This is a genomic window from Streptomyces sp. NA04227 (assembly GCF_013364195.1).
In the GTDB taxonomy this organism is placed as follows: domain Bacteria; phylum Actinomycetota; class Actinomycetes; order Streptomycetales; family Streptomycetaceae; genus Streptomyces.
Map to the genome: position 1 here is coordinate 1015148 of NZ_CP054918.1, position 22445 is coordinate 1037592.

Genomic DNA, 22445 nt, shown 5'->3' on the forward strand with positions numbered 1-22445 from the left:
CGTAAGGGCGTCAACAAGCGCGTCGGCCGTGAGCAATAAGAGCAAAACCCCAGCTCAGATGAGGGTCACCTACGCTCGCCCGGCCGGGAGTCACCCCTCTGCGCTGAGCGTGACCGGCACCCCGTTGAGTACGGAGGTGCCCGACAGCGGGTCGAGCAGCGAGCCGTCGAAGAGCTGGTTGACGTTCACCCCGGGGTCGCTCGCGGCGACCCTCAGCCGGGTGCCGGGGCGGTCGTGGCCCCAGCCGTGCGGCAGGCTCACCACGCCGCGGCGCATGGTGTCGGTCAGCTCGGCGGGCGCGACGACCGCGCCGCCGTCGCCCTCGACGCGGACCGGCGAGCCGTCCCGGACGCCGAGCCGAGCGGCGTCCTCGGGGTGGAGTTGCAGGGTGCAGCGGTTCGTACCGCCGATCAGAGCGGGCACGTTGTGCATCCAGCTGTTGTTGGACCGCAGGTGGCGGCGGCCGACCAGGAGCATCCGGCCGGTGGTGTCCCGCGCGGCCGAGCGCAGCCGGTCCAGTTCGCCGACGAGCGGCGCGGGGAGCAGTTCGATACGGCCGGAGCGGGTGCGCAGCGGCTGCGGCAGGCGCGGGGATAGCGGCCCGAGGTCGATTCCGTGCGGATGCGCGAGCAGTTCGTTCAGGGTCAGGCCCTTGGGGTCGGCGCCGAAGCCCTCGCCGTACGGGCCGAGCCGCAGCATCATGTCCAGCCTGCGTTCGGCGCCGTTCTCGCCGGTGAGCTGCCCGGCCAGTTCCCCGGCGTCGCGTCCGTGTACGGGGCTGTGCGGGTCGGCGACCGCCTTGCCGAGGGTCTGGGCGATGACCAGGTCGTCGACGACGGCGGGGTCGGTGCGCCGGGGCCCGTCCTCGCTCCGCGTCCAGTAGTTGCCGCCCACCGCGAGGACCAGCCGGGCGAGGATCTCGGACTCGGAGAGCCGGTCCTCCGGGCGGGGCACCGCCGCCCTGCTGTACCGGACCTGGTTGCGCACCGCGAGGCCGTTGAACGCGAAGCCGAAGTGCGGGCTCTGCGAGTGCGGCGGCGGGGGCAGCACGACGTGGGCGTGCCGCGAGGTCTCGTTGAGGTACGGGTCCACGCTCACCATGAAGGCGAGCGAGGCGAGGGCCTTGTCCAGACGGTCGCCGTCGGGCGCGGACAGGACGGGGTTGGCTGCCACCGTGATCAGAGCGCGGACGGGGGTGGCGCTCTCGCCGGACTCCCCCGCCGTGACCGTGTCGATCTCCTCGGCCAGGGCGGCGAGCGGGAGTTCGGACTTGGCCTCGGGGTGCCCGGAGACCCGGCTCGACCAGCGGCCGAGCGCGAAGCCGCGGCCGGGCCCGGCCGGGCGGTGGGCGGCGCGGTCGGTCGCCGAGAGGGGGAACAGCGCGCCGCCGGGCCGGTCGAGGTTTCCGGTGAGGATGTTGAGCACGTCGACCAGCCAGCTGGTCAGGGTGCCGAAGGCGACGGTGCTGCTGCCGATGCGGCCGTAGACGGCGGCCCGGGGCGCGGCGGCCAGTTCACGGGCGAGCGTACGAATCGTTTCGGCCGGCACCTCGCAGGCCTCGGCCGCCTTCTCGGGGGTGAACTCCCGTACTGCTTCGGCGAGTTCGGTCAGGCCCTCGACATGCGGGGCGAGCGCGCCGAGGTCGGTGAGCCGCTCCTCGAAGAGCACCTGCGCCATCGCGGCGAGCAGCAGCGCGTCGGTGCCGGGGCGGATCGGCAGGTGCCGATCGGCGAGCCGGGCGGTACGGGTGCGGCGCGGGTCGACGACCGTGAGGTGGCCGCCCCTGGCCCGCAGCGCCTTGAGCCGCCCGGGGAAGTCGGGCGCCGTGCACAGACTGCCATTGGACTCGACGGGGTTGGCGCCGATCAGCAGCAGATGGTCGGTGTGGTCGAGGTCGGGCACCGGGATCGCCAGCGCGTCGCCGAACAGGAGCCCGCTGGAGACGTGCTTGGGCATCTGGTCGACGGTGCTGGCGGTGAAGAGGTTGCGGGTGCCGGTCACCGTGCTGAGCAGCGGCGGGTAGAGGGCGCCCGCCACGGTGTGCACGTTCGGGTTGCCGAGCACCAGGCCGAGCGCGGCCGGGCCGTGCTCCTCGATCAGCGGCCGCAGCCCCTCCGCGACCGCGTCGAACGCCTCCTGCCAGTCGACCTCGGTCAGCTCGCCGTTCTTGCGCAGCAGCGGCCGCCGGAGCCGGTCGGGGTCGGCGTCGGCCTGCGGGAAGGCGGCGCCCTTGGGACAGATGAAGCCCTTGCTGAAGACGTCGTCCGGGTTGCCGCGGGCGCCCGTGACCCGGTCGTCCTCGATGGTGAGGGTGAGCCCGCAGGTCGCCTCGCACAGCGGGCAGATACGGAGGGCGGTGCGTGCTGCGGACATGGGCGCTCCCGGGGCAGCGGCTGTATGGCACACGAGTGCGCCCGAGCATACCGACCGGTAGGCATGGAGCCCAGACCCGGGAAACGGCGGGAGAAGGAGCTACAGGGGTTGCGGAAGGCTCAGTCGAGGTGCGGCGCGAGGTAGCCGAGCAGCATCTCGCGCATCTCGGCGAGGATGTCCACGTCACCGTCGGGGCTGACCCGGAAGGCGAGCTTGATCAGCGCGTCCGCGGTCTCCACGACCAGGAGCAGCAGTCGGCGCAGTTCGTCGTCGGGCTCGCGGCCGAGGTGGGCGCCGAACAGTTCGGCGAGCCGGTCGGACATCAGCCGGTTGGGCTGGACGTCGCGCGAGCCGACCGGGATCTCGTTGCCGAAGTCGACCAGGGAGAAGCCGGGCATGGTGCGCTTCATGGCGAGGTACTCCTCCAGCGCCACATCCATCGCGCCCCGCCAGTCGCCGGTGTCCACGTCCGCGAGCCGGACGGTGACCCGCTCGCCGTAGTCGGCGAGGTTCCGCTCGGCGAGCGCCTCGACCATGGCGCGCTTGTTGCCGAAGAAGCGGTACACGGAGCCGATCGGGACCTGCGCCCGTACGGCCACGGCGCGCGTGCTCAGGTCCTCGTAGCCGACCTCGTCCAGGAGCGAGGCACAGGCGTCGAGTATCCGGCTGAGCCGCTCGGCACTGCGCTGCTGTACCGGTGCACGGCGAAGAGACGTGGAGTGCTGCACGCACTTCATCATGCCTTGCCCGTACCGGCGGAAACACGCTCGGGCCCGCTACGGGACGCGGGGACGGCGCTTTGCCCTGCCTCGTCGTGATTACCCGCGCGTACGGTCCACGACCACCTCCGCACAGCCACCGTCTCCACGGAATCCGACCGGGCCGCTTGTGTCGTTCCCCTTGCGGGACAGAAAGCGGAATCCTACGGTGCTCCATAGGAATGGTTGATTGAGGAGTGAAGTTATGAGCGGGGACGCGCGCAAGATCGCGGCGGGACTGCGGTACCTGACGGGCTTCGGCAACGAGCACAGCAGCGAGGCGGTTCCCGGCGCACTGCCGGTGGGCCGCAACTCTCCGCAGCGGGCACCACTCGGCCTGTACGCCGAGCAGCTCAGCGGCACGGCCTTCACCGAGCCGCGCGCCCACAACCGGCGCTCCTGGCTCTACCGGATCCGCCCCTCGGCCGCGCACCCCGCCTTCGTACGGATGGACAACGGGGCCCTGAGCGGCGCCCCGTTCACCGAGACCGTGCCGGACCCGAACCGGCTGCGCTGGGACCCGCTGCCCGAGCCGGAGCCGGGCACCGACTTCCTCGCGGGCCTGTGGACGCTCGGCGGCAACGGCGACGCGGCCACCCGCAACGGCATGGCGGTGCACCTCTACCACGCCAACTCCTCCATGACCGACCGGGTGTTCAGCGACGCCGACGGGGAACTGCTCATCGTCCCCGAGCGCGGCGGGCTGCTGCTGCGCACCGAGTTCGGCCTGCTCGCCGCCGAGCCCGGGCACGTGGCACTGATCCCGCGCGGCGTCCGCTTCCGGGTCGAACTGCTCGACGAGAGCGCCCGCGGCTACGTCTGCGAGAACTACGGCGCCCACTTCCGGCTGCCCGACCTCGGCCCGATCGGCGCCAACGGCCTTGCCAATCCCCGTGACTTCCAGGCCCCGGTGGCCGCGTACGAGGACACCGACGGCACCGAGGGCCCGGTGGAGGTCGTCAACAAGTACTGCGGCAACCTCTGGCGGGCGCGCTACGACCACTCGCCGCTCGACGTCGTCGCCTGGCACGGCAACCTCGTCCCGTACGTCTACGACCTGCACCGGTTCAATGTGATCGGTTCGATCAGCTACGACCACCCGGACCCGTCGATCTTCACGGTGCTCACCTCGCCCTCGGACACCCCGGGGCTCGCCGGGGTGGACTTCGTGGCCTTCGCGCCGCGCTGGCTGGTGGGCGAGGACACCTTCCGGCCGCCGTACTTCCACCGCAATGTGATGAGCGAGTACATGGGCCTGATCGAGGGCGCGTACGACGCCAAGAAGGCGGGCGCGGGCGGCTTCGCGCCGGGCTGCGGCTCGCTGCACAACATGATGTCGGCGCACGGACCCGACCGGGACACCTTCGACAAGGCGAGCGCCGCGGAGCTGAAGCCGCAGCGGATGGCGGACGGTCTGGCCTTCATGTTCGAGACCAGGTGGCCCGTCGTCGCCACCGCGCAGGCCGCTCGGGCGGACCATCTGCAGTCGGGGTACGACGATGTGTGGCAGGGTCTTGAGCGCCATTTCACGCAGGGATAGCGTCTGTTTCACCCGGGGCCTCAGTTCAGGTCCGTGAAACCTCGAGGCGGACGCCTGTTCAGGAACCGATGGGGAGAGGCTGTGACCGCTTTCGCGCCGGACTCGATCGTCCTGAACCGCAAACTGCCGCTGTGGTACCAGGTCTCGCAGTCGCTGCGCGCCTCGATACTGGGCCGCCCCGCGGACGCCCCGCTCCGGCTGCCCACCGAGGAGCAGCTCGCGGGGCACTACGGGGTCAGCGTGCTGACCATGCGGCAGGCGCTCAAGGAGCTCGAGGACGAGGGCCTGATCAGCAGGCACCGCAGGCGCGGCACTTTCATCGAGCCGAGCGCCCACCGGGGAGCCCCGGTGCGGCTGCTCGGCTCGGTGGACGCGATCGTGGCGCAGCAGTCCGGCATGAGCACCGAACTGCTCACCCACGGCACGGCTCCCGTGCCGCAGCAGCTCGCGGAGCACTTCCCGGGCCAGAGCGAGGTGGCCACCTTCCACCGGCTGCGACGCGACGAGAAGACGGGCGAACCGACCAACCACGCGCTGAACCACGTGCGTTCGGAGGTGGCCGCGCGGCTCGACGTGGCCGCCCTGGAACGCTGGCCGATGACCAAGCTCCTGCGCGACCTCGACGGAGTGCAGATCAGCCGGATCACCGACACCGTCGAGGCGCGCCTCGCCGACCCGGAGACGGCACGCCTGCTCCAGGTCCCGCTGCTGAGCCCGATCCTGCACTACACGGGCATCAGCTACGACGACGACGGCAAGGTGCTCGACGTCGCCGTGATCGCCTACCGCGGCGACCGCTTCTCGTTCACGGTCACCCTCGACGCCCATTGATCGGGTGGCGGCCGCCAAGTGTCCTGCGGCGCGGTGCACTTGCTCGGTTCTCCGGGAGCACTGCGCACCGTCCGCCCCCGCCGCCCGCGGCCGTCGTCGTACGATGCCGGGCGTGACCCACGACGACGCGCCGCTCCTCGCGGAACTCCTGCCGTGGTCCGTCGCCGCACCGCGTATCGGCCGGGCCTGGCCGCTCGCCCCCGAGGCGGCATCCCTCCGGGCCCGCTGGGACGCGTTCGTGCGCGCCGGGCGGGCCGAGCGCGAAGCGCTCATGGAGCCCACGCGTGCCCGTGAACTGCGTTCCGCGGTGGCCCAGTTGCCGGGCCGGGACACCTCGACGGCGCCGCTCGCCGAGGAGGACGGCCCCTGCCCCGAGCCGGTACGCGTCCTGCACGCCCCCTTCGACGAACAGTGGCTGATCCCGGACCACCGGCTGATCGACGCGGCACGTCCCGAGTTGTGGCGGGTCGCGGACGCCCGGCAGATCTTCCTGGTCGAACAGCCCACCGCGCCGGGCGAGTCGGGCCCCGCCGTACTGGCCACCTCGCTGCTGCCGGGGGCGACGGTCCCGCAGACCGGGGCCCCGACGGTCCGTCCGGGCAGGATCCGGCCGCTCTATCGCCGCCCCGGTGGCCTGGAACCCAATCTGGCCCCGGGACTCGTGGCCCACCTGGCGGCCCCCACCGGGGCGCGGGTCTCGGCCGAGGAGCTGCCGGCCTGGATTCTCGCGGCAGCGCGGAGCGGCCCGAAGGGACCCGTGGTGCCGCTGCCGAGGGACGCAGGGGTGTGGGCGCGCGGCGTGGAACTCGGGAGCCGCCTTCTGTGGCTGATGCGCCGCGGCCCGGGCGAACGCCCGAAGCTCCCCGGCGGCAGACGCCCCTACGTACGCGCCCCGCTGCCCGCCCGCCCCGAAGCACCGCAGTACGACCCGGCGGAGGAGACCCTGCTGATCGGTTCCGGCCGGGTGGCCCCGGTCCCGGCCGCCGCCTGGGAGTTCCGGATCGGCACGGTGCCCGTACTGGAGAGCTGGTTCGCCCGGCGCGCGGCGGTGGGCGCGCCCGGTTCGCTGGCCGCGATCGGGCCCTCGGCCTGGCCCCAGGCACGTACCACCGAACTCCTCGAACTGATCACCGTCCTTGCCCTCCTGGCCGAACTGCGGCCGCGCCAGGAGGAGTTGGGCGAGGAGCTGGGTGATCCCGGCGAGTCGATCGGCCGGGACGAACTGTGCGAGGCGGGTGTGCTGCCCCCGCCGGACAGCGCGCGCCGCCCCGCCTCGGTGCTCGACCACCAGGAGGAGGGGCCGGGCGGGCAGTTCGCGCTGCTCTGAGCCCGCCGGACACCGAGGCAAGTGGCCGGAAACGGCGCTCTCGCGGGGCGGCGTGACGAAGACCTCTGTGACAGGGCCCGGTCCGCCGGGTCATGATCCCGCCATGGAGTCCGCCGCCGCACAGCCCGCCCCGCAGTCCCCTCCCCCGGCTCGTTCCCCGGCCCCTTCCCCCGTCGATCCTCTGCCGCTCGACGGGCTGACCGTGGTGGCCGTCGAGCAGGCGGTCGCCGCGCCCTTCGCCACCCGGCAGCTCGCGGATCTCGGGGCGCGGGTGATCAAGGTGGAGCGTCCGGGCGGCGGCGACTTCGCCCGCCACTACGACACCGCCGCCGCGGGTCTGGCCTCGCACTTCGTGTGGTGCAACCGCGGCAAGGAGTCGCTCGCCGTGGACCTGAAGGACCCGCGCGGTCTCGACGCGGTGCGCGCCCTGGTGGCGGGCGCGGACGTGTTCGTACAGAACCTGGCGCAGGGCGCGGCGGCCCGGCTCGGGCTGGACGCGGCCACGCTGTGCGCCGCGCATCCGCGGCTGATCGCGGTGGACATCTCCGGGTACGGGGCGGGCGGTCCGTACGCGGACCGGCGCGCCTACGACATGCTCGTGCAGTGCGAGGCGGGCCTCGTCTCGGTGACCGGGACGCCCGCGGAGCCCGCGAAGTCGGGCATTCCCGCCGCGGACATCGCCGCGGGCATGTACGCCTTCTCCGGGGTGCTCGCGGCGCTGGTACGGCGTGGCACCACCGGGCGCGGCGGGCCGGTCGAGGTGTCCATGCTGGAGGCGCTCGCGGAGTGGATGGGGCACCCGCTGCACCACACGATCCACGGCGGTTCGGCCCCGCGCCGGACCGGTCTCGCGCATGCGGTGATCGCCCCGTACGACGCCTTCGGCACCAGGGACGGCGGCCGGGTGCTGTTGTCGGTGCAGAACGACCGGGAGTGGCAGCGCCTCGCCGCACAGGTGCTCGGCCGCCCGGAACTGGCGGACGACCCGGACTTCGCCACCAACGCGGCGCGGGTGGCGCACCGGAAACGTACCGACGCGACGGTGGGCGCGGCGCTGGGCGCGCTCGACGCCGAGGAGGCGCTGCGCCGTCTCGACGCGGCCGGGATCGCCTGCGCGCGGCTGCGCGAGATGACCGAACTGGCAGCGCACCCGCAGCTCGCGGCGCGGGACCGGTGGCGGGAAGTGGCCTCACCGGCGGGGCCGTTGAGCGCGCTGCTGCCGCCCATCACGCTGCCCGGCGGGGAGGAGGCGCGGATGGGTGCGGTGCCCAGGCTCGGTGAGCACACCGACGAACTGCTGCGGTCCGTGGGGATGACGGACGCGGAGATCGCGCGGATGCGGAAGGACGGAGTGGCCGCCTGAGAACAGGCGGCGACCCGTACGGCTCAGCGACCGCCGAACAACGTGCGCCGCAGGCGGCGCAGCGGAGCGAAGAGCGAGACCTTGCGTACGCGCTCGCCGCGTCCCGTCGGGGTCTGCTCCTGCGGCTTCTCGCGGGCGGTGAGCTCGCGCATCAGCGACGTGGCCTCGGCGGCCTCGCGCTGCGGGACCACCGGACCGCCCATCACGGCGAAATGCCGGTCGAGACGCGACTTGGTCGCGCTGCTCCCGCAGTTGATGGCAGGCACTCGCGCCCTGCTGCGGACCGTTATCTGTTCCATGTCACTCCCCACCCGTACGACGGCACCCGGCCCGGGCACCTCAACCCTATCGCCCCGACAGGACAGTCGTGTATCCCGATAGCCGGATTCACCTTTCCCGCAAGGGTGTTGACGATCACTCTCCGAATCCGGTTGCCCCCAGGGCGAGTTGGATCATGGGCCGACCAGGTGCGCGGGCGACCACGACCGCCGCCCGGCGTCCCGGTCCGCGAAAGCGGCGTGCGGGGCCGCGGACGGGAGTGTCGCCGCGTGAACACGGCGCACGCACGGCCTTCGCGCCCGCATGCGGAAGCGAGGGCCGTGCGCTCACAAACACCTTGAGAACGTGCGGAGTTGAGGGCGCGACAGATGACGGAGGACTCCGGGACCGAACACGCGAACGTGATGATCATCACAGGATCTCGCGGAGTGAACGGTCGAAGTGGACGGACGGAGTGGGCGGAAGGTCCCCGCGCCCGCCGGAGCACGGGGACCCGCCCTTCCTCTGTGCCACCTGCACCACCTGTGCCACCTGCGCCACCTGCGCCACCTGCGCCACCTGTGCAACCGGCGTCACCGGCGTCACCCGTCGCACCGTCGGCTCAGGTGGCGCTGTTCAGGGCCGGGAGGTAACCACCGGACTGACCGGCGGCCGTCGGGTGGTAGGACTCGCCGATGTTGGTCCAGTTGACGCTGTGCAGCCACGGGGCCGAGGAGCAGATCTCGTGGCCGCTGAAGTTGCCGGTGACGTCGGCGTAGGTGAAGCCGTGGTCGGCGGCGCGCTTGGCGACGACCGAGTTGAGGACGTCCGCGCCGGAGTTGATGGCCGCGCGCTCGGTCTCGGTGAGACCGGCCAGGCAGCCGCCGCCCAGCTTGTAGAAGCGCGGGTAGCCGAGGACGACCACATGGGCGGAGGGCGCCCGGCCGGTGATCGCCGAGTACACCTGGTCCAGCTTGCCGGGCAGCTGGTTGTTGGCGAACGCCTTCGCCTCGTTGACGCGGGCGACGCAGGTGCTCTCGGACTGCAGGATGCAGGTCGTCATGACGTCCGAGAAACCGGCGTCGTTGCCACCGATGGTGATGCTGACGGTGCCGGTGTTCGCGTTCAGCGGGCCGAGCTGGTTGGCGAGCACGTCACCGGTGACCGCGCCGGAACAGGCGACGAAGTCGAAGGACGCGGGAGCGTGGGCGTTCTTCCAGAGCACCGGGTACGCCTTGGTGCTGCGCTTGCAGTCACCGCTGCCGCTGTCGTAGCTCCCGGCCCCGAGCCCCGAGGAGTAGGAGTCGCCGAGGGCCACATAGCCGGTACCGGCCGCGGGTCCCACCGGAGCGACGGCGGCCTGAGCACTCGACGCACCGGTGAGGGCGGCGGCCCCGGCCAGAGCCAGAGCCGATAAAACGGAAGCAATGCGCGTAAATCTCATCCGAACCTCCCTGAGCAGGAATTTCACCGCAACTGTGGTAGCACGCCGCAGAGTTCACCGGAAGTGTTCATGACAACAAGCTCTCAAGAAAACAACATCACTGCCGACGCGCCTCGCCCGTTCATCACCGATTCGACTGCCCCCGCCCACAAGGGGCATGACGGTTCACCGGCCCGCGCGACTACTCGCGTAGACCTGCTCTCCGCACGCACCACCGGAAGCCTGGGAAGCAGTGTGCCCGTGCGCCTCTCTTCTGCCCCGTCCGCGGCCGTTCCACGCGCGTCCGGGTGTCTCAACCGGCCTTTGGGCGCGAAGTGTTGGCGCGTGCGCCGTGCACATCGGCTCGTACCGGCGCACACGCCCCATCGGCGGGGAAGCCGGAACTCCTGGGCGTCTTCCCCGCGTCGCTGTGCCGTCGACTCGCGCGGCATGCTCCGTACCGTCCGATCTCCGAGCACACCGGCACGAAACGGAAAGCGGATGCGGGCGCGGCTGCCGGTGACCGATCATTGCCGCATGTCTGCGCACCCTGAGGATGCCCTGCCGATACGGCTCAACGTCGATGACAGCGACTCCCCTTCGGACGTCGTCGACGCCCTGTTCCTCGGGCGCTTCGCCACCGGGGAGCAGCCCTACTCGCACAGCGTCAACATCGAGCGGGTGCGCAGCGGCGCCAGTCTGCTGCCGCCCCGCGCGCGAGTGCTGCGCGCGGCCCGCGACGACGACCGCAACACCACCCTCGCCGAGGGCGACGGCTGGACGGTGCTGGTCTCGCGCTGGAACCGCGGCGCCGACGTCACGGTCACGGCCACCTCCGCCGAACTGGCCAAGGAGATCGTGGGCCAGGCCACCGACGGCGCCCAGGACGAACCCGAACCGCAGCCGGACGACGTCACCATGGGCTTCTGGTACGTCTCACCGCGCCGCGGCCCGCACCGTACGACCCGTCAGATCTCCGCCGGTACCTGGCCCGAGGTGCGGCAGAACTACACCGGCCCGGTGGCCGAGGCCATGGACGGTCTGATGAAGACCGGGCCCGAGGACATCACCGGACGGCTGCTCCTGCTGCACGGGCCGCCCGGCACCGGAAAGACCTCCGCACTGCGCACCCTCGCCCGCTCCTGGCGCGACTGGTGCCAGGTGGACTGCGTCCTCGACCCCGAGCGGCTGTTCTCGGACGTCGGCTATCTGATGGACATCGCGATCGGCGAGGACGAGGGCACCTCCAAGAGCCGCTGGCGGCTGCTGCTCCTGGAGGACTGCGACGAACTGATCCGCGGCGAGGCCAAGCACACCGCCGGACAGGCCCTGTCCCGGCTGCTCAACCTCACCGACGGACTGCTCGGCCAGGGGCGCAACGTCCTGGTCGGCGTCACCACCAACGAGGACCTGGAGCGGCTGCACCCCGCGGTGGTACGCCCCGGCCGCTGTCTGGCCCGTATCGAGGTCGGCCCGCTGACCCACGCCGAGTCGCTCAACTGGCTGGGCACACAGGCCGCGCAGCACGAGTCCGCGCTCGGCCGCGACGGCGCCACGCTCGCCGAGCTCTACGCCCTGCGGCGCGGCTCCACACCGCCCACGGTGCCCGGCCGCCGGGAGGGCGCGGACGCGGGTCTGTATTTGTGAGCACGGCATTTGTGAGCACGGCCGTGGCCCCGTGGCCTCAGTCGCGGCTCCCGTAGACCGCGCGCAGCGCGTCGCGGGCGGCGAGCAGGGCCTCGTCCTCGGTGAGTCCGAGGCGGTGCACCTGCTCGGCGAAGGTCTGCGCGGCCGTGGCCGCCTGCCGGATCGCCGCGTCGCCCGCGGCGGCGACGAAGGTGCCGTTGCGGCCGCGGGTCTCGATCACTCCGTCGGTTTCCAGGGCCCGGTAGGCCTTGGCGACGGTATTGGCGGCGAGGCCGAGTTCCTGGGCGAGGCCACGGACCGTGGGCAGCCGGTACCCGACCGGCAGCCGTCCGGAGCGGGCCTGCTCGGAGATCTGGGCGCGCAGTTGCTCGTACGGAGGTGTGCCGGTGTCCTCGTCGAGGGCGAGGTCGATCTTCAAGGTCACCCGGAGATTGTCGCGCATTCGCAGCCAGTAACCGTCCGACCAGGCGGTTACCTGCCCGACGGTTATTCGGAGGCGCGGGAAGCCGGGCGCACGTAGCGTGCCGGGCATGACCCTGATCGTTCGTGACCTGCGGCGCAACGACTTCGACGACGCGGAGAACTTCGTCCGTGCGCGTCGTGCGGCGATGCCCTTCCTGGTGATGACCGCCGAGGGATTTCTGCACGATCTCGCGCACGCCCACCCGGACAAGAAGTTCCGGCTCCTTGTCGCCGAGGAGGACGGTGAGGTCCTCGGCACCGCACAGGCCGGGCTCGCCCACGAGGCGCCGGAGCCGGGCCTCGCCTTCGTCAATCCGTATGTGCGTCCCGACCGGCTGCGGCGCGGGGCCGGTGCGCTGCTGCTGCGCACGGCCGAGGAGCACCTCGCCCGTCAGGGCGCGCGCCGCGTGTTCTCCTGGGTGCTCGACGAGCCCGGCAACCGTGACTTCGCCGCCCGGCACGGCTATCTGCCCGCGCGCCAGGCCCACTTCCTGCGGCTCGACCTGGCCGCCGGGCCGCTGCCACCGCTCCCCGAGCGGATGCCGCCCGGGGTCGAGGTGCGCAGCGCCGCGTCCTTCACCGCCGATCCGCGCCCGCTGTTCCGGCTCGACGCGGAGTGCGCGGCGGACGAACCGAGCGATGTGGGCAGCCGGTTGGAGAACTACGAGGAGTGGTTGCAGGACACCTGGGACCATCCGCTGACCGACCGCGAGCTGACCACGGTCGTCCTGGTGGACGGCCTTTTGGCGGCGTTCTGTCTGGCGGAGACCGACGGCCTGAGCCGTTACCACTCGGGCATGACCGGCACCGCACGCGCCTTCCGCGGCCGGGGCCTGGCCAAGCTGGCCAAGAACGCCTCCCTGCATCGCGCCCGCGCCGCCGGTTACCGCGAGGCGTTCACCGGCAACGACTCCGACAACGGCCCCATGCTGGCGATCAACGAGAGCTTCGGGTACCGCAGGTGCGGCACGGAAGTGCGCCACGTCCGCGAACTCGGCGGGCCCCGCGGGACCGACAGCTGACACCGGAAGACACAGGAGAAACTGATGAGCACCGTGGACGTCGTCCTGGTCAAGGCAGGCCGTACGAAGATCCGTTACCCGGCCGCGCTGCTGCACGACGACGGCACCCGGATCACCGTACGCGCCGAGTGGGCGGGCGAGGGCGCCCGGGACTTCGGCTTCGTACGCTTCGAGCCGGGCGATGTCTTCACCGAGTACTACTGGCGCGACCGCTGGTACGCGCTCAAGGAGGTACGCGGACCGCAGGGCACGCTCAAGGGCTGGTACTGCGACATCACCCGCCCCGCCGTCCTGAGCGGTACCGAGCTGGTGGTCGAGGACCTGGACCTGGACCTGTGGCGCTCGGCGGACGGTACCCAGGTGCTGCGCCTGGACGAGGACGAGTTCGCCGAGAGCGGCCTGGCCGACCGTGATCCGGAAGCGGCCCGGCAGGCGGTGGCCGCCCTGGACGAGCTCGAACTCCTCGCCCGCCAGGGCGACTTCGGGACACTCACGGGGAGCTGAAGCCGGGCAGCGGGCGGCTCGGCAGGGGTACGCGGCGCGTCACCCCGCGTCGTCGAGCCGCCCCACCACGGCGTACCGCTCGTCGGTCACCGCCTTTCCCCACAGCTCCTCGCGGTCCGCGAGGTTCTCGGTGTGCAGCCGGGCGACCAGGGCCTGTCCGGCGGATCTTCGTGGAGTAGCCCGCGGCGTCTGGTGCGTGCTCTCGGCGTGCGCCCGGATCGCCCTCGTACTGGACGTACTTGGGTGATTCGGGCGTGCGGCGAGAGTGCGTGCCAGGCGTCGTGGGCCCACGAAGATCCGCCGGACAGGCCCGGGGGCGCAGGGCCGACGTCAGCCAGGCGGCGGGGATCCCGGCCGGGGAGGTCTCGCCCCACACGCCCTCCACCAGCACCAGCCTGCCGCCCGGCCGCAGCAGTCCGCGCCAGTGGCGCAGTACCCGCTCGGGCTCGGGCAGGGTCCACAGCACGTGCCGGACCAGGACGACGTCGAAGCGGCGGTCCCCGACGGGCGGCGAGGCCGCGTCGCCGACCAGCACCTCGGCCGGGTGGCCGGTCAGCTTGGCCCGGGCCAGTTCCACCATGCGCGGGGCGGAGTCGACCGCGGTGATCCGGTGCCCCTGGCCGGCGGCGAGCAGGGAGAGGCTGCCGGTGCCGCAGCCGAGGTCGAGCAGTTCGCCGGGGGCGGTAGGCAGCCACTGCCGCAGCCGTGCGTCCCAGGCCGCGCGGACCTCGTCGTCCCGGAGCCCGTGGTCGGGCTCCTCGTCGAAACGGTCCGCGGCCGCGTTCCAGTCGGTGCCCGGCACCGGGCTTTCACCGGATTGTTCTGTCATGGTCATCGCGGCCTCGACGTGGGTATGCATGACCACAGCGTGACAGTCACCACTGACAACGCGCCGTTGATGAGGAACGCTCCCGGCACGGGTCTCCCGCTGTACCAGGTACGGGACCCGGTGGGCACCAAGGAGGCAGTCATGCGCCGTGTGACCGTGCAACGCCCCGTCGTCAATCCCTCCACCCGCCGCAGGCGCGAGGAGGCCGAGGAGAAGACCGTCCGCCGGTCGGAGATCCGTCAGGACATCCGGCGCACCTGGTGGCCGCAGGACTGAGTCCGCTCACGGACGGACGCGGGCGGGCGCGCTCCCCTGGGACGCACGCCCGCCCGCACCGCCCGGCGCGGCTCAGGAGTGGCAGGTGGTCGGTGTCGCGTGGGCCGGGTCGAGGGCGTTGGCCACCTCGTGGAAGGCGACCTTGTCGACGGTGCCGATCAGCACGTGCTCGGAGAGGTCCGCGCCGCACAGGTCCTGCACCTTGACGTTACGGACGCCCGGTCCGCTGAGGTACTGCGACTGCCAGGGCGTGACGACCTGGTCGTACTGCGTCGAGATCACGGTGTACTTGACTCCCGGCACGGTGTCGCCGCCCTCGTTGAGCTTCTTCATGAAGGGCGAGCCCACGACCTGGTCGGTGAGGGCGGGGGTGTTCTCGTTGAGCAGGTTCTCGATGCCCGGGAAGTAGGGCAGCAGTTCGGTGAACCCGCTCAGATTGGTGCCGTGGTTGTCCGGTGCGATGCCGACGAGCGCGTTCACCTTCTGCGCGCCCCCGAGGAACTTCAGGTAGTAGCGGGGCATCATGCCGCCCTGCGAGTGCCCGACGATGTCGACCTTGCCCGCGCCGGTGGCGCCGCGCACCCGGTCCACGAAGGCGCCGAGCTGTCCGGCGGACTTGTCTATCGGACCGAGCCCGTTGAACACGGGCACGCCGGGGAGCTGGCCGTAGTCGAGCGAGTAGACGCAGTAGCCACGCGCGACCAAGTAGGGGGCAAGGACCAGCCAGTTGTCGATCGAGTTGGCGAAGGTGCCGTGCACCAGCACGACGGGACGTGGGTGGGCGGCGGAGGGTTTGCAGGACCAGTTGTTCCACCCCGCCTCGGCGGTGGTCGTTTCCATCGGGGCGGGTGCCGCGGTGGCGGGGGTGGTGGTGAGTGCGGCGGCCAGCAGGAGGCCCGCGGCGATCAGGCCGCGTGCGCGTTTCCGGGGCAGCTTCACGTGATCTCCTTGCGGCTCAAGGGAGTTCGGAGGGGGATGCCCCTGTGATCCGGATCACGAGGAGAGGTGTTGTCGCCAAGTTAATGGCGAGTAGCCGAAGAGGTAAGTGAGCGGAGCTCAGAAAATTCGCCTGTCCGACCCGTCTTTCCGGGCCCGTTCGCTCACTTTTCGCGCACCTGCTCACTCGGTGACAGGCCCTCGGGCTCTTTCGCTCACCTCATGAGTACGCCCCGCGCGCCTCAGCGCTCCCGCTTCTCCCCGTACCGCCGATGCCGGTGCCACCCCAACTCGGCCAGCGTCCCCGGCATGACCGCCTGCGGGCCGAACTTCGCCCGCGCCCGGTCGGCGACCTCCTCGATCCGGCGCAGCTTGTCGTCCACGGGGTCGAAGCTGAGCTGGTGCGCGGCGCGTTCGGCGGGGCCGAGGCCCTCGGCCCGCAGGACGAACCCGCGTACCCGGGCGCGTTGCAGGCCAAGCGAGTCGTACATCCGGTACGCGACACCGCTCAGTACGGCCGAGTGCGCGGAGGGCTCCGGCAGGCGCCTGCTGCGGGTGAGCCCGGCCTGGCCGGTGCGGCCGACGCAGCGCACGGTCAGGCTCAGCGTGCCGCAGACCTGATGCGCGCCGCGCAGCCGCGCGCCGAGTTCCCCGGCCGCGGCCAGCAGGGCCCGCCGGTGCAGGAAGGGGTCCAACTCGTCCCGGTCGAAGCCCCGTTCGGCCGCAAGCGAGAGCGAGGCGGCGTCCGGCACGACCCGGCTGCGGTCGACGCCGCGCGCCCTCTCGTGCAGCTCCCGCCCGGCCCGTGCGCCGAGGAGCCGTTGCAGGGTGGGCAGGGGCGCGGCGGCGACCAGACCGAGCGTGTCGAGTCCGTACGAGCCGAGCGTACGGGCGGTCGCGGCGCCCACTCCCGGCAGTGCGGCCACCGGCCGCCCGGACAGGAACTCCGCGACGCCCGCGCCCTGTTCGGACTCCTCGGCCACCACCCGGGGACGTCCCGGCTCCGCCTCGGCGGCGGCGATCCTGGCCGGAACGGGGCTCGGCCCCACCCCGGCCACGCAGTCCACCCCGTACTGGGCGAGCGCGCGGACCCGGATCACCTCGGCCAGCCGGACCGCGTCCTTGCCGAAGTACCGCTCGGCGCCGCCTAGATCGGCCAGGGCACCGTCCGGCGGCAGCGCCTGGACGACGGGGGTGAACTCCCCGAGCAGAGCGAGCAGTCCGGACATCGCCGCCTCCTGTCCGGGGGCGAGGGCGAAGCGTACGCACAGAACGGTCATCCCGCGCTCCCCGGGCTCTGGTGCCAGAGTTTGCGCCCCGGCGCGGCACCCTCACCCGCCGGGCGCAGATCCGCCCAGGGGTGCATCTCGTAGCCGGTGGACATCCGGATGCTGCGGCCCTCCCCCCGGTAGGTGTCCCGGTCTCGGTCGGTGTCCCGGTCTCGGTCGGTGCCCCGGTCGCCGCCCGGCCCGCCCTCGCCGTCCCCTTTCCCCTCCCCCTCCTCGCCCGGTCCCTCGGGGGCGGCGAGGCGTTCGGCCACCGCGGACAGGCCGCCGTGGGCCCGCAGTTCGATCAGGTCGGCGAGGTTCCAGGCCGCCTCGCCGACCACGCTCAGGCTGCGCGGACCGCGCCGCTGCACGGTCCCGCGCACCAAGAGCAGCCAGGAGTGGAAGACCGTATGGGCGCAGCGCTCGTGGGAGTCGTCGAAGAAGGCCAGGTCCACTAGGCCGGTGCCGTCGTCGAGGGTGGTGAAGATGACCCGCCTGCCGGAGCGGATCGGCGGCGTCTGGGTGGCCGCCTTGGCCCCCGCGACCAGTACCGTCTCGCCCTGCCGCGCCGCCCGCAGCCTGCGCGCCGGGACGACCCCGAGTTCGCGGAGGAACTCCAGGTGGTCGCCCATCAGATGACGGGAGGCGTCCATGCCGAGTACGCCGAGTTCGGCGCTGAGCCGTTCGGCGTCGCCGAGGTCGGGCAGCCCGGCGGACGCGGTCCGGTGGCCGCCCGCGAGCGGCAGTTGCTCGCCCCTGGAGCCTCGGGACCCGCGGTGGAGTTCGGCCAGGTGCAGTTGCAGATCACGGCGGTTGGCGCCGAACGCGTCCAGCGCGCCGACCTGGGCGAGCCGCCCGGCGACCGGACGGCTCGGCCTGCCGCGCTGCCAGAAGTCGAGCAGCGAGGAGTAGGGCTGTCCCGCCGCCAGCCGTGCGGCCTCGCTCTCGCCGATGCCGTGCACATCGCTGAACGCGAGCCGGATACCCCAGCGATCCGCGCCCCTTTCAGGGGAGTTGGCACGTTTTTCACCAGACACCAGTTCGATGCGATGGGCGACCGCCGAGCGGTTCACGTCCAGCGGCAGGATCGGCACCCCGCGCCGCCGCGCGTCCGCGAGCAGCAGCCGCTTCGGGTACATCCCGGGGTCGTGGGTGAGCAGCCCCGCGTAGAAGGCGGCCGGGTGGTGGGCCTTCAGCCAGGCCGACTGGTAGGTCGGCACCGCGAAGGCGACGGCGTGCGCCTTGCAGAACCCGTAGCTGCCGAAGGCCTCGACGATCTCCCAGGTACGGGCGATCGTGTCCGCGTCGTACCCCTTGGCCGCCGCGTGCTGGGCGAACCAGAAACGGATCCGGCCCTGCGACTCGGGGTCGGAGAGCCCGCGCCGCACCCGGTCCGCCTCACCCAGGCCGCAGCCGGTCATGATGTCGACGATCCGGATGATCTGCTCGTGGAAGACCACCACCCCGTACGTCTCGCGCAGCGCTTCCTCCAGATCCGGGTGCGGGTAGCGGACGGGCGCCCGGCCGTGCCGTGCCTCGATGAACGGGCGCACCATGTCGGCCGCCACCGGCCCGGGCCGGAACAGGGAGATGTCCACCACCAGGTCCTGGAAGGTGGCCGGTTGCAGCCGTCCGACCAGGTCCCGCTGGCCCGGCGATTCGATCTGGAAGCAGCCGAGCGTCTCGGCGGAACGGATGAGCCGGTACGTCGCGGGGTCGCCCTCGGGCACCCCGTCCAGGTCGATCCGCTCGCCGCCGGCCCGCTCCACCTCGGCGACCGCGTGCGCCATCGCCGACTGCATCCGCACCCCGAGCACATCGAGTTTGAGCAGCCCGAGGTCCTCGACGTCCTCCTTGTCGAACTGCGACATCGGCAACTGCTCCCCGCTGGTCGGCACGACCGGGGTACGGGCGTACAGGGAGGCGTCCGAGAGCAGCACCCCGCAGGGGTGCATGGCGATCCCGCGCGGCAGCGCGTCCAGCGCCTCGACCAGGTCCCACATCCGCTCCCGGCCGCCGCGCTGCCTCATCTCCTCGGCGAGCGCCCGCAGTTCGGGCAGTTCCTCCATCGCGGCGCGGGCGTCGCGGGCCCGGATGTGCGGAAAGGACTTGGCGATACGGTCGATGTCCGCGGGGTCCATGGACAGCGCGGCGCCCACATCGCGGATCGCGTGGCGCACCCGGTAGGTCTCGGGCATCGCGACGGTGGCGACCCGCTCCCGGCCGAAGCGGTCGATGATCGCCCGGTAGACCTCCAGCCGCCGGGCGGACTCCACGTCGATGTCGATGTCCGGCAGTACGAAGCGCCGGGTGGACAGGAACCGTTCCATCAGCAGCCCGTGGGCGAGCGGATCGGCGTGCGCGATGCCGAGCAGATGGTTCACCAGGGACCCGGCTCCCGATCCCCTGGCGGCCACCCGGATCCCCAACTCCCTTACGTCGTCCACCACTTGGGCGACAGTGAGGAAGTAGGAGGCGAAGCCGTGGTGGGCGATGACGTCCAGTTCGTCGTGCATGCGGCGCCAGTAGTCACGGGCCGCGGGCAGCCGGTCGTAGCCCCGCAGCACCAGCTGTCCGGCGGCCCGCGAGGCGAGGGCGCGCTGCGCGGTACGGCGCCCGGCGCCCACCAGGTGCGGTTCGGGGAAGCGTACGGAGCCCATCCCGAGGTCGTCCTCTGGGTCGACCCGGCAGGCGGCCGCGGTGTCCCGCGTCTGTTCGAGCAGCCGGTGGGCGGTGTCGCGGCGGAAACCGGCGGCCTCGACGATCCGCTCGGCGGCGTGCCGCATCGCGTCCGCGCCCTTGAGCCAGCGCTCCCCGCTGTCCAGTTCGCCCCGCGCGTCGACGGGCACGAGTCGGCGGGCCGCGTCCAGGACGTCGGCCACCGGCCCCGTCCCGGGGTCGGCGTAGCGCACGTCGTTGCTCAGCACGGGGCGCACCCCCTGCTCCGCGGCGAATCCCACGGTGCGCGCGGCAAGCCGCAGCGAACCGGGGCCCGCGCCCTCACGACCGTGCCACACGGCCTCCAGACGCAGGTCGTCACCGTACGTTTCCCGCCAGGGCGCGAGCAGTCGTACGGCCCGGTCGGGGCGGCCCGCGGCCAGCGCGCGCCCCACTTCGGAGGAGGGCCCGAGCAGCACCGTGAGCCCGGCGGCCGGAAGGTCGGCCACCTGGAGCAACGGTTCACCGGTGGCGGTGTGCGCGGCGGTGACCAGGCGGCACAGCTCGGCCCAGCCGCTCGCTCCCGCGCGGGCGAGGAAGGTGACCCGGGGCGAGGACTCGTCGACGAAGGCACCCCCGCGCACCGGGGTACGCCGGGCGCCCGAGGCGGTCCGCTCGGACCGCTGCGTTCCGGCCACCGCGAGATCGACCCCGAACAGCGGCCGCACCCCGTGCTCCGCACAGGCCTTCGCGAAGCGGACGGCCCCGGCCAGGGTGTCCCGGTCGGTCAGCGCGAGCGCGTCCATCTCCCGCTCCGCGGCACGCTCGGCCAGCCGCTCCGGATGAGAGGCCCCGTACCGCAACGAGTATCCGGACGCGGTGTGCAGATGCGTGAACCCGGGCACCCGCACCTCCCTGCCGATCCGTTTCTGCTGCCCCGGACTCCACCATAGAACAATTTCGAATGCATGTACGAATGACCTTCCGGAGGCGGCTCACGAGGGGCTCACAAACGAGTGCCACGCCCCAGCAACGCCATCGCCTCGCCCAGCCGCTCGCGCGCCCAGTCGTACTGTTCGGTGCCGGTGTGGCCCCGGTAGACGGTCTCGATCACCATGATCAGCGTCAGATGCAGGCAGTACAGACGGCGGCGTACGTTCTCGTTCTCGGTCAGCGGGGGATGTCCGTAGCCGCGCATGAAGTGCGTGGAGTCGCCGAAGGCGGGCAGTTGGGGGCCCGCGAACCCGGACTCGATGAGCGGGTCGCCGAAGAAGGCCCGCTCGTGGTCGATGACACAGGCGATCCGTCCGTCACGGACCAGGACGTTGCCGTCCCACAGGTCCCACTCCACCAGCCGGGGCTCACGCACCTCGTCCAGGCTCGCGGCATGCTCGGCCAGCACCTCCCGCACCGTGTCGTACTCCCGGCCCAGCTCGACGCCGCGGCGTTCGCCGTCGGTCAGCACGTCCTCGACGATGCCGGTGAAGACCCGGCGCCAACTGCTGTCCCCGGGCCCCGCCAACGGCCCGAACGCCGTTCCCCGGACGGAGTTGATCTCCCGGTTGGCCGCACCGACCTGCTCCTTGCAGGCCGCAAGCACCGGCGCCGGGAGTCCGGGGCCGACGACACCGAGATTGTCGCCGTCGACGAACGGCATGCAGAACCACTCCGCGCCGCCCAGTTCACGGCTCCGGTCGACGAAGTCCACGCGCGGTACGGGCACGGTGGTGTGCCCACGGATCAGCTCAAGCGCCGCGAGCTCGGTGCCCATCGCGCCGCGCTCGTAGGTCATCACCTCCACCCCGGGCGGCGGCGCGATCTTCAGCACGGCCTCGTACCCGTCGCGCAGCCGCAGGCGGTACGCGACGTTGAACCAGCCGTGCCCCAGTTCGCTCAGCCACTCCTCGCCGTCCGGGACCAGGCCGGGGCCGTAGGCCCGCTCGGCCATGGCCCGAAGGACCTCCGGCGACTGCCGGTTCTTCGTGATGCTCTCCACGCCCGCTCCCGTCCCAAGGCGGTGCACGGCGCCCGCCCGACATCCTGACCATCCTCACCGCCCAGGGTGTCCCAACCACCCCGGTCACAATCTCCTTGACCTCAAGTCGAGTTGAGCTTCTAGCGTCCTCGGTGTCGAAAGGAACAACTGTGACGACATTGGTGACGGGTGCCACCGGGAACACCGGCAGGCACGTCGTGGAAGAGCTGGTCCGCCGCGGAGAGCACGTCCGGGCGCTGACCCGGGACCCGGTCGCGGCCGCGGACCGGCTCCCGGCCGGGGTGGAGCTGGTGACCGGCACCCATACGGAGCCGGAGAAGATGGACGCCGCCCTCGAAGGCGTCGACAGGCTGCACATCACGGTGACCTCGGGGCTCGCCGAGGTCGGACCCGAGCTGGTGCGCAGGGCGGTCGACGCGGGTGTGCGGCGCCTGACCGTGGTGTGGGGCGGTTACGTGGGCCCGGTGGAGCAGGCCGTGGCGGACTCGGGGGTGGAGTGGACCCGCCTGGAACCGCAGGAGTTCATGTCCAACACGCTGACCTGGAGCGAGTCCATCCGCGCCGAGGGCGTCGTACGCGAGCCCTACGACATGCCCAGCGCGCTCGTCCACGAGGCCGACATCGGCGCGGTGGCCGCGGTCGCCCTGCTCGACGACGGCCACCACGGACGGTCCTACAACCTCACCGGGCCCGAGGCGCTGACCTCTCGGCAGCGGATCGCCGCCCTGTCCCGGGCGACCGGCCGCGAGATCTCCTTCGTCCCCATCACCCATGAACAGGCCATCGAGCGGCTGCTGGCCACCGGTGTCCCCCGGGCGGACGCCGAGTACGTCATCGGCTGGTACGCCGAACCGGGCGAGGACGCCACGACCGTGGTCGACACGGTGGAGAAGGTGACCGGCCGTCCGGCGCGCACCTTCGCGCAGTGGGTCACGGAGTATGCGGGGCGCTTCTAGCCCCACAGCCGTATCTCG

18 protein-coding genes and 1 pseudogene are annotated in these 22445 nt (G+C 72.1%); 9 read left to right on the top strand and 10 right to left on the bottom strand.

Annotated features, from left to right (window positions below; genetic code table 11):
- Positions 1-90 precede the first annotated feature (90 nt).
- Both HUT18_RS04115 and HUT18_RS04120 read right to left on the bottom strand, forming a co-directional pair.
- Positions 91-2373: a molybdopterin oxidoreductase family protein gene (locus tag HUT18_RS04115; protein ID WP_176097905.1), complete on the bottom strand. Its 2283-nt coding sequence runs from the start codon at positions 2371-2373 to the stop codon at positions 91-93.
- Positions 2374-2492: 119 nt separating this feature from the next.
- Positions 2493-3110 (bottom strand): TetR/AcrR family transcriptional regulator, encoded by a 618-nt coding sequence (locus HUT18_RS04120; protein WP_176104277.1) that lies wholly within the window; start codon positions 3108-3110, stop codon positions 2493-2495.
- Positions 3111-3336: 226 nt separating this feature from the next.
- Here HUT18_RS04120 and hmgA point away from each other — a divergent pair, with 226 nt between their 5' ends.
- From hmgA to HUT18_RS04140, 4 genes are all read left to right on the top strand, one after another.
- The gene (gene hmgA, locus HUT18_RS04125) at positions 3337-4671 is read left to right on the top strand and encodes a homogentisate 1,2-dioxygenase (protein WP_176097906.1); all 1335 of its coding nucleotides are present in this window, start codon (positions 3337-3339) and stop codon (positions 4669-4671) included.
- 81 nt (positions 4672-4752) lie between these two features.
- Positions 4753-5502 carry a GntR family transcriptional regulator gene (locus HUT18_RS04130; RefSeq protein ID WP_176097907.1) on the top strand — a complete coding sequence of 250 codons (750 nt, stop codon included), beginning with the start codon at positions 4753-4755 and terminating at the stop codon, positions 5500-5502.
- Positions 5503-5605: 103 nt separating this feature from the next.
- The gene (locus HUT18_RS04135; RefSeq protein ID WP_176097909.1) at positions 5606-6829 is read left to right on the top strand and encodes a type ISP restriction/modification enzyme; all 1224 of its coding nucleotides are present in this window, start codon (positions 5606-5608) and stop codon (positions 6827-6829) included.
- A 103-nt stretch (positions 6830-6932) separates the two neighbouring features.
- Positions 6933-8192 carry a CaiB/BaiF CoA-transferase family protein gene (locus HUT18_RS04140; RefSeq protein WP_176097910.1) on the top strand — a complete coding sequence of 420 codons (1260 nt, stop codon included), beginning with the start codon at positions 6933-6935 and terminating at the stop codon, positions 8190-8192.
- Between the two features lie 23 nt (positions 8193-8215).
- Here HUT18_RS04140 and HUT18_RS04145 read toward each other — a convergent pair whose 3' ends face one another.
- Both HUT18_RS04145 and HUT18_RS04150 read right to left on the bottom strand, forming a co-directional pair.
- Complete coding sequence (locus HUT18_RS04145; protein ID WP_176097912.1) at positions 8216-8491, bottom strand: hypothetical protein; 276 nt, start codon at positions 8489-8491, stop codon at positions 8216-8218.
- A gap of 581 nt (positions 8492-9072) precedes the next feature.
- Positions 9073-9894: an SGNH/GDSL hydrolase family protein gene (locus tag HUT18_RS04150; protein WP_176097914.1), complete on the bottom strand. Its 822-nt coding sequence runs from the start codon at positions 9892-9894 to the stop codon at positions 9073-9075.
- 516 nt (positions 9895-10410) lie between these two features.
- On the opposite strand from HUT18_RS04150, the gene HUT18_RS04155 reads away from it, so the two are divergent.
- Positions 10411-11520 carry a DUF5925 domain-containing protein gene (locus tag HUT18_RS04155; protein WP_176097916.1) on the top strand — a complete coding sequence of 370 codons (1110 nt, stop codon included), beginning with the start codon at positions 10411-10413 and terminating at the stop codon, positions 11518-11520.
- Between the two features lie 37 nt (positions 11521-11557).
- Here HUT18_RS04155 and HUT18_RS04160 read toward each other — a convergent pair whose 3' ends face one another.
- Positions 11558-11944, bottom strand: coding sequence for a GntR family transcriptional regulator (locus HUT18_RS04160; RefSeq protein WP_176104278.1), 387 nt, complete (start codon positions 11942-11944; stop codon positions 11558-11560).
- Positions 11945-12050: 106 nt separating this feature from the next.
- Here HUT18_RS04160 and HUT18_RS04165 point away from each other — a divergent pair, with 106 nt between their 5' ends.
- Together HUT18_RS04165 and HUT18_RS04170 are read left to right on the top strand one after the other, a co-directional pair.
- Positions 12051-13004 carry a GNAT family N-acetyltransferase gene (locus HUT18_RS04165; RefSeq protein ID WP_176097918.1) on the top strand — a complete coding sequence of 318 codons (954 nt, stop codon included), beginning with the start codon at positions 12051-12053 and terminating at the stop codon, positions 13002-13004.
- A 24-nt stretch (positions 13005-13028) separates the two neighbouring features.
- Complete coding sequence (locus HUT18_RS04170; RefSeq protein WP_176097920.1) at positions 13029-13508, top strand: DUF402 domain-containing protein; 480 nt, start codon at positions 13029-13031, stop codon at positions 13506-13508.
- 328 nt (positions 13509-13836) lie between these two features.
- On the opposite strand, the pseudogene HUT18_RS33485 reads toward HUT18_RS04170, so the two are convergent.
- Positions 13837-14337, bottom strand: a pseudogene (locus HUT18_RS33485) (class I SAM-dependent methyltransferase); the annotation flags it as partial.
- Positions 14338-14376: 39 nt separating this feature from the next.
- On the opposite strand from HUT18_RS33485, the gene HUT18_RS04180 reads away from it, so the two are divergent.
- On the top strand, positions 14377-14613 hold the full coding sequence (locus HUT18_RS04180; RefSeq protein ID WP_176096567.1) for a hypothetical protein: 237 nt from the start codon (positions 14377-14379) through the stop codon (positions 14611-14613).
- A 72-nt stretch (positions 14614-14685) separates the two neighbouring features.
- Here the strand turns inward: HUT18_RS04180 and HUT18_RS04185 are convergent, their stop codons facing one another.
- The 4 genes from HUT18_RS04185 to HUT18_RS04200 form a co-directional block, all read right to left on the bottom strand.
- A complete protein-coding gene (locus HUT18_RS04185; protein ID WP_176097921.1) occupies positions 14686-15552 on the bottom strand; it encodes a triacylglycerol lipase in 867 nt (288 codons plus the stop codon).
- A 239-nt stretch (positions 15553-15791) separates the two neighbouring features.
- Positions 15792-16829 (bottom strand): hypothetical protein, encoded by a 1038-nt coding sequence (locus tag HUT18_RS04190; protein WP_176097923.1) that lies wholly within the window; start codon positions 16827-16829, stop codon positions 15792-15794.
- Positions 16826-20380 carry a DNA polymerase III subunit alpha gene (locus HUT18_RS04195; protein WP_176097925.1) on the bottom strand — a complete coding sequence of 1185 codons (3555 nt, stop codon included), beginning with the start codon at positions 20378-20380 and terminating at the stop codon, positions 16826-16828. Before HUT18_RS04195 ends, HUT18_RS04190 begins: the two co-directional genes overlap by 4 nt.
- Positions 20381-20481: 101 nt before the next feature.
- Positions 20482-21471, bottom strand: coding sequence for a phosphotransferase family protein (locus HUT18_RS04200; protein WP_176097927.1), 990 nt, complete (start codon positions 21469-21471; stop codon positions 20482-20484).
- Positions 21472-21620: 149 nt separating this feature from the next.
- Here HUT18_RS04200 and HUT18_RS04205 point away from each other — a divergent pair, with 149 nt between their 5' ends.
- On the top strand, positions 21621-22427 hold the full coding sequence (locus tag HUT18_RS04205) for an NmrA family NAD(P)-binding protein (protein ID WP_176097928.1): 807 nt from the start codon (positions 21621-21623) through the stop codon (positions 22425-22427).
- Positions 22428-22445: the final 18 nt, after the last annotated feature.

What these genes read in the sequence shown, in the direction of transcription:
- HUT18_RS04155 (WP_176097916.1), top strand. Translation starts at nt 10,411, where the DNA reads ATGTCTGCGCACCCTGAGGATGCCCTGCCGATACGGCTCAACGTCGAT.
- HUT18_RS04135 (WP_176097909.1), top strand. Translation starts at nt 5,606, where the DNA reads ATGCCGGGCGTGACCCACGACGACGCGCCGCTCCTCGCGGAACTCCTG.
- HUT18_RS04150 (WP_176097914.1), bottom strand. Translation starts at nt 9,894, where the DNA reads ATGAGATTTACGCGCATTGCTTCCGTTTTATCGGCTCTGGCTCTGGCC.
- HUT18_RS04190 (WP_176097923.1), bottom strand. Translation starts at nt 16,829, where the DNA reads ATGACCGTTCTGTGCGTACGCTTCGCCCTCGCCCCCGGACAGGAGGCG.
- HUT18_RS04115 (WP_176097905.1), bottom strand. Translation starts at nt 2,373, where the DNA reads ATGTCCGCAGCACGCACCGCCCTCCGTATCTGCCCGCTGTGCGAGGCG.
- HUT18_RS04140 (WP_176097910.1), top strand. Translation starts at nt 6,933, where the DNA reads ATGGAGTCCGCCGCCGCACAGCCCGCCCCGCAGTCCCCTCCCCCGGCT.
- HUT18_RS04165 (WP_176097918.1), top strand. Translation starts at nt 12,051, where the DNA reads ATGACCCTGATCGTTCGTGACCTGCGGCGCAACGACTTCGACGACGCG.
- hmgA (WP_176097906.1), top strand. Translation starts at nt 3,337, where the DNA reads ATGAGCGGGGACGCGCGCAAGATCGCGGCGGGACTGCGGTACCTGACG.
- HUT18_RS04120 (WP_176104277.1), bottom strand. Translation starts at nt 3,110, where the DNA reads ATGAAGTGCGTGCAGCACTCCACGTCTCTTCGCCGTGCACCGGTACAG.
- HUT18_RS04170 (WP_176097920.1), top strand. Translation starts at nt 13,029, where the DNA reads ATGAGCACCGTGGACGTCGTCCTGGTCAAGGCAGGCCGTACGAAGATC.
- HUT18_RS04145 (WP_176097912.1), bottom strand. Translation starts at nt 8,491, where the DNA reads ATGGAACAGATAACGGTCCGCAGCAGGGCGCGAGTGCCTGCCATCAAC.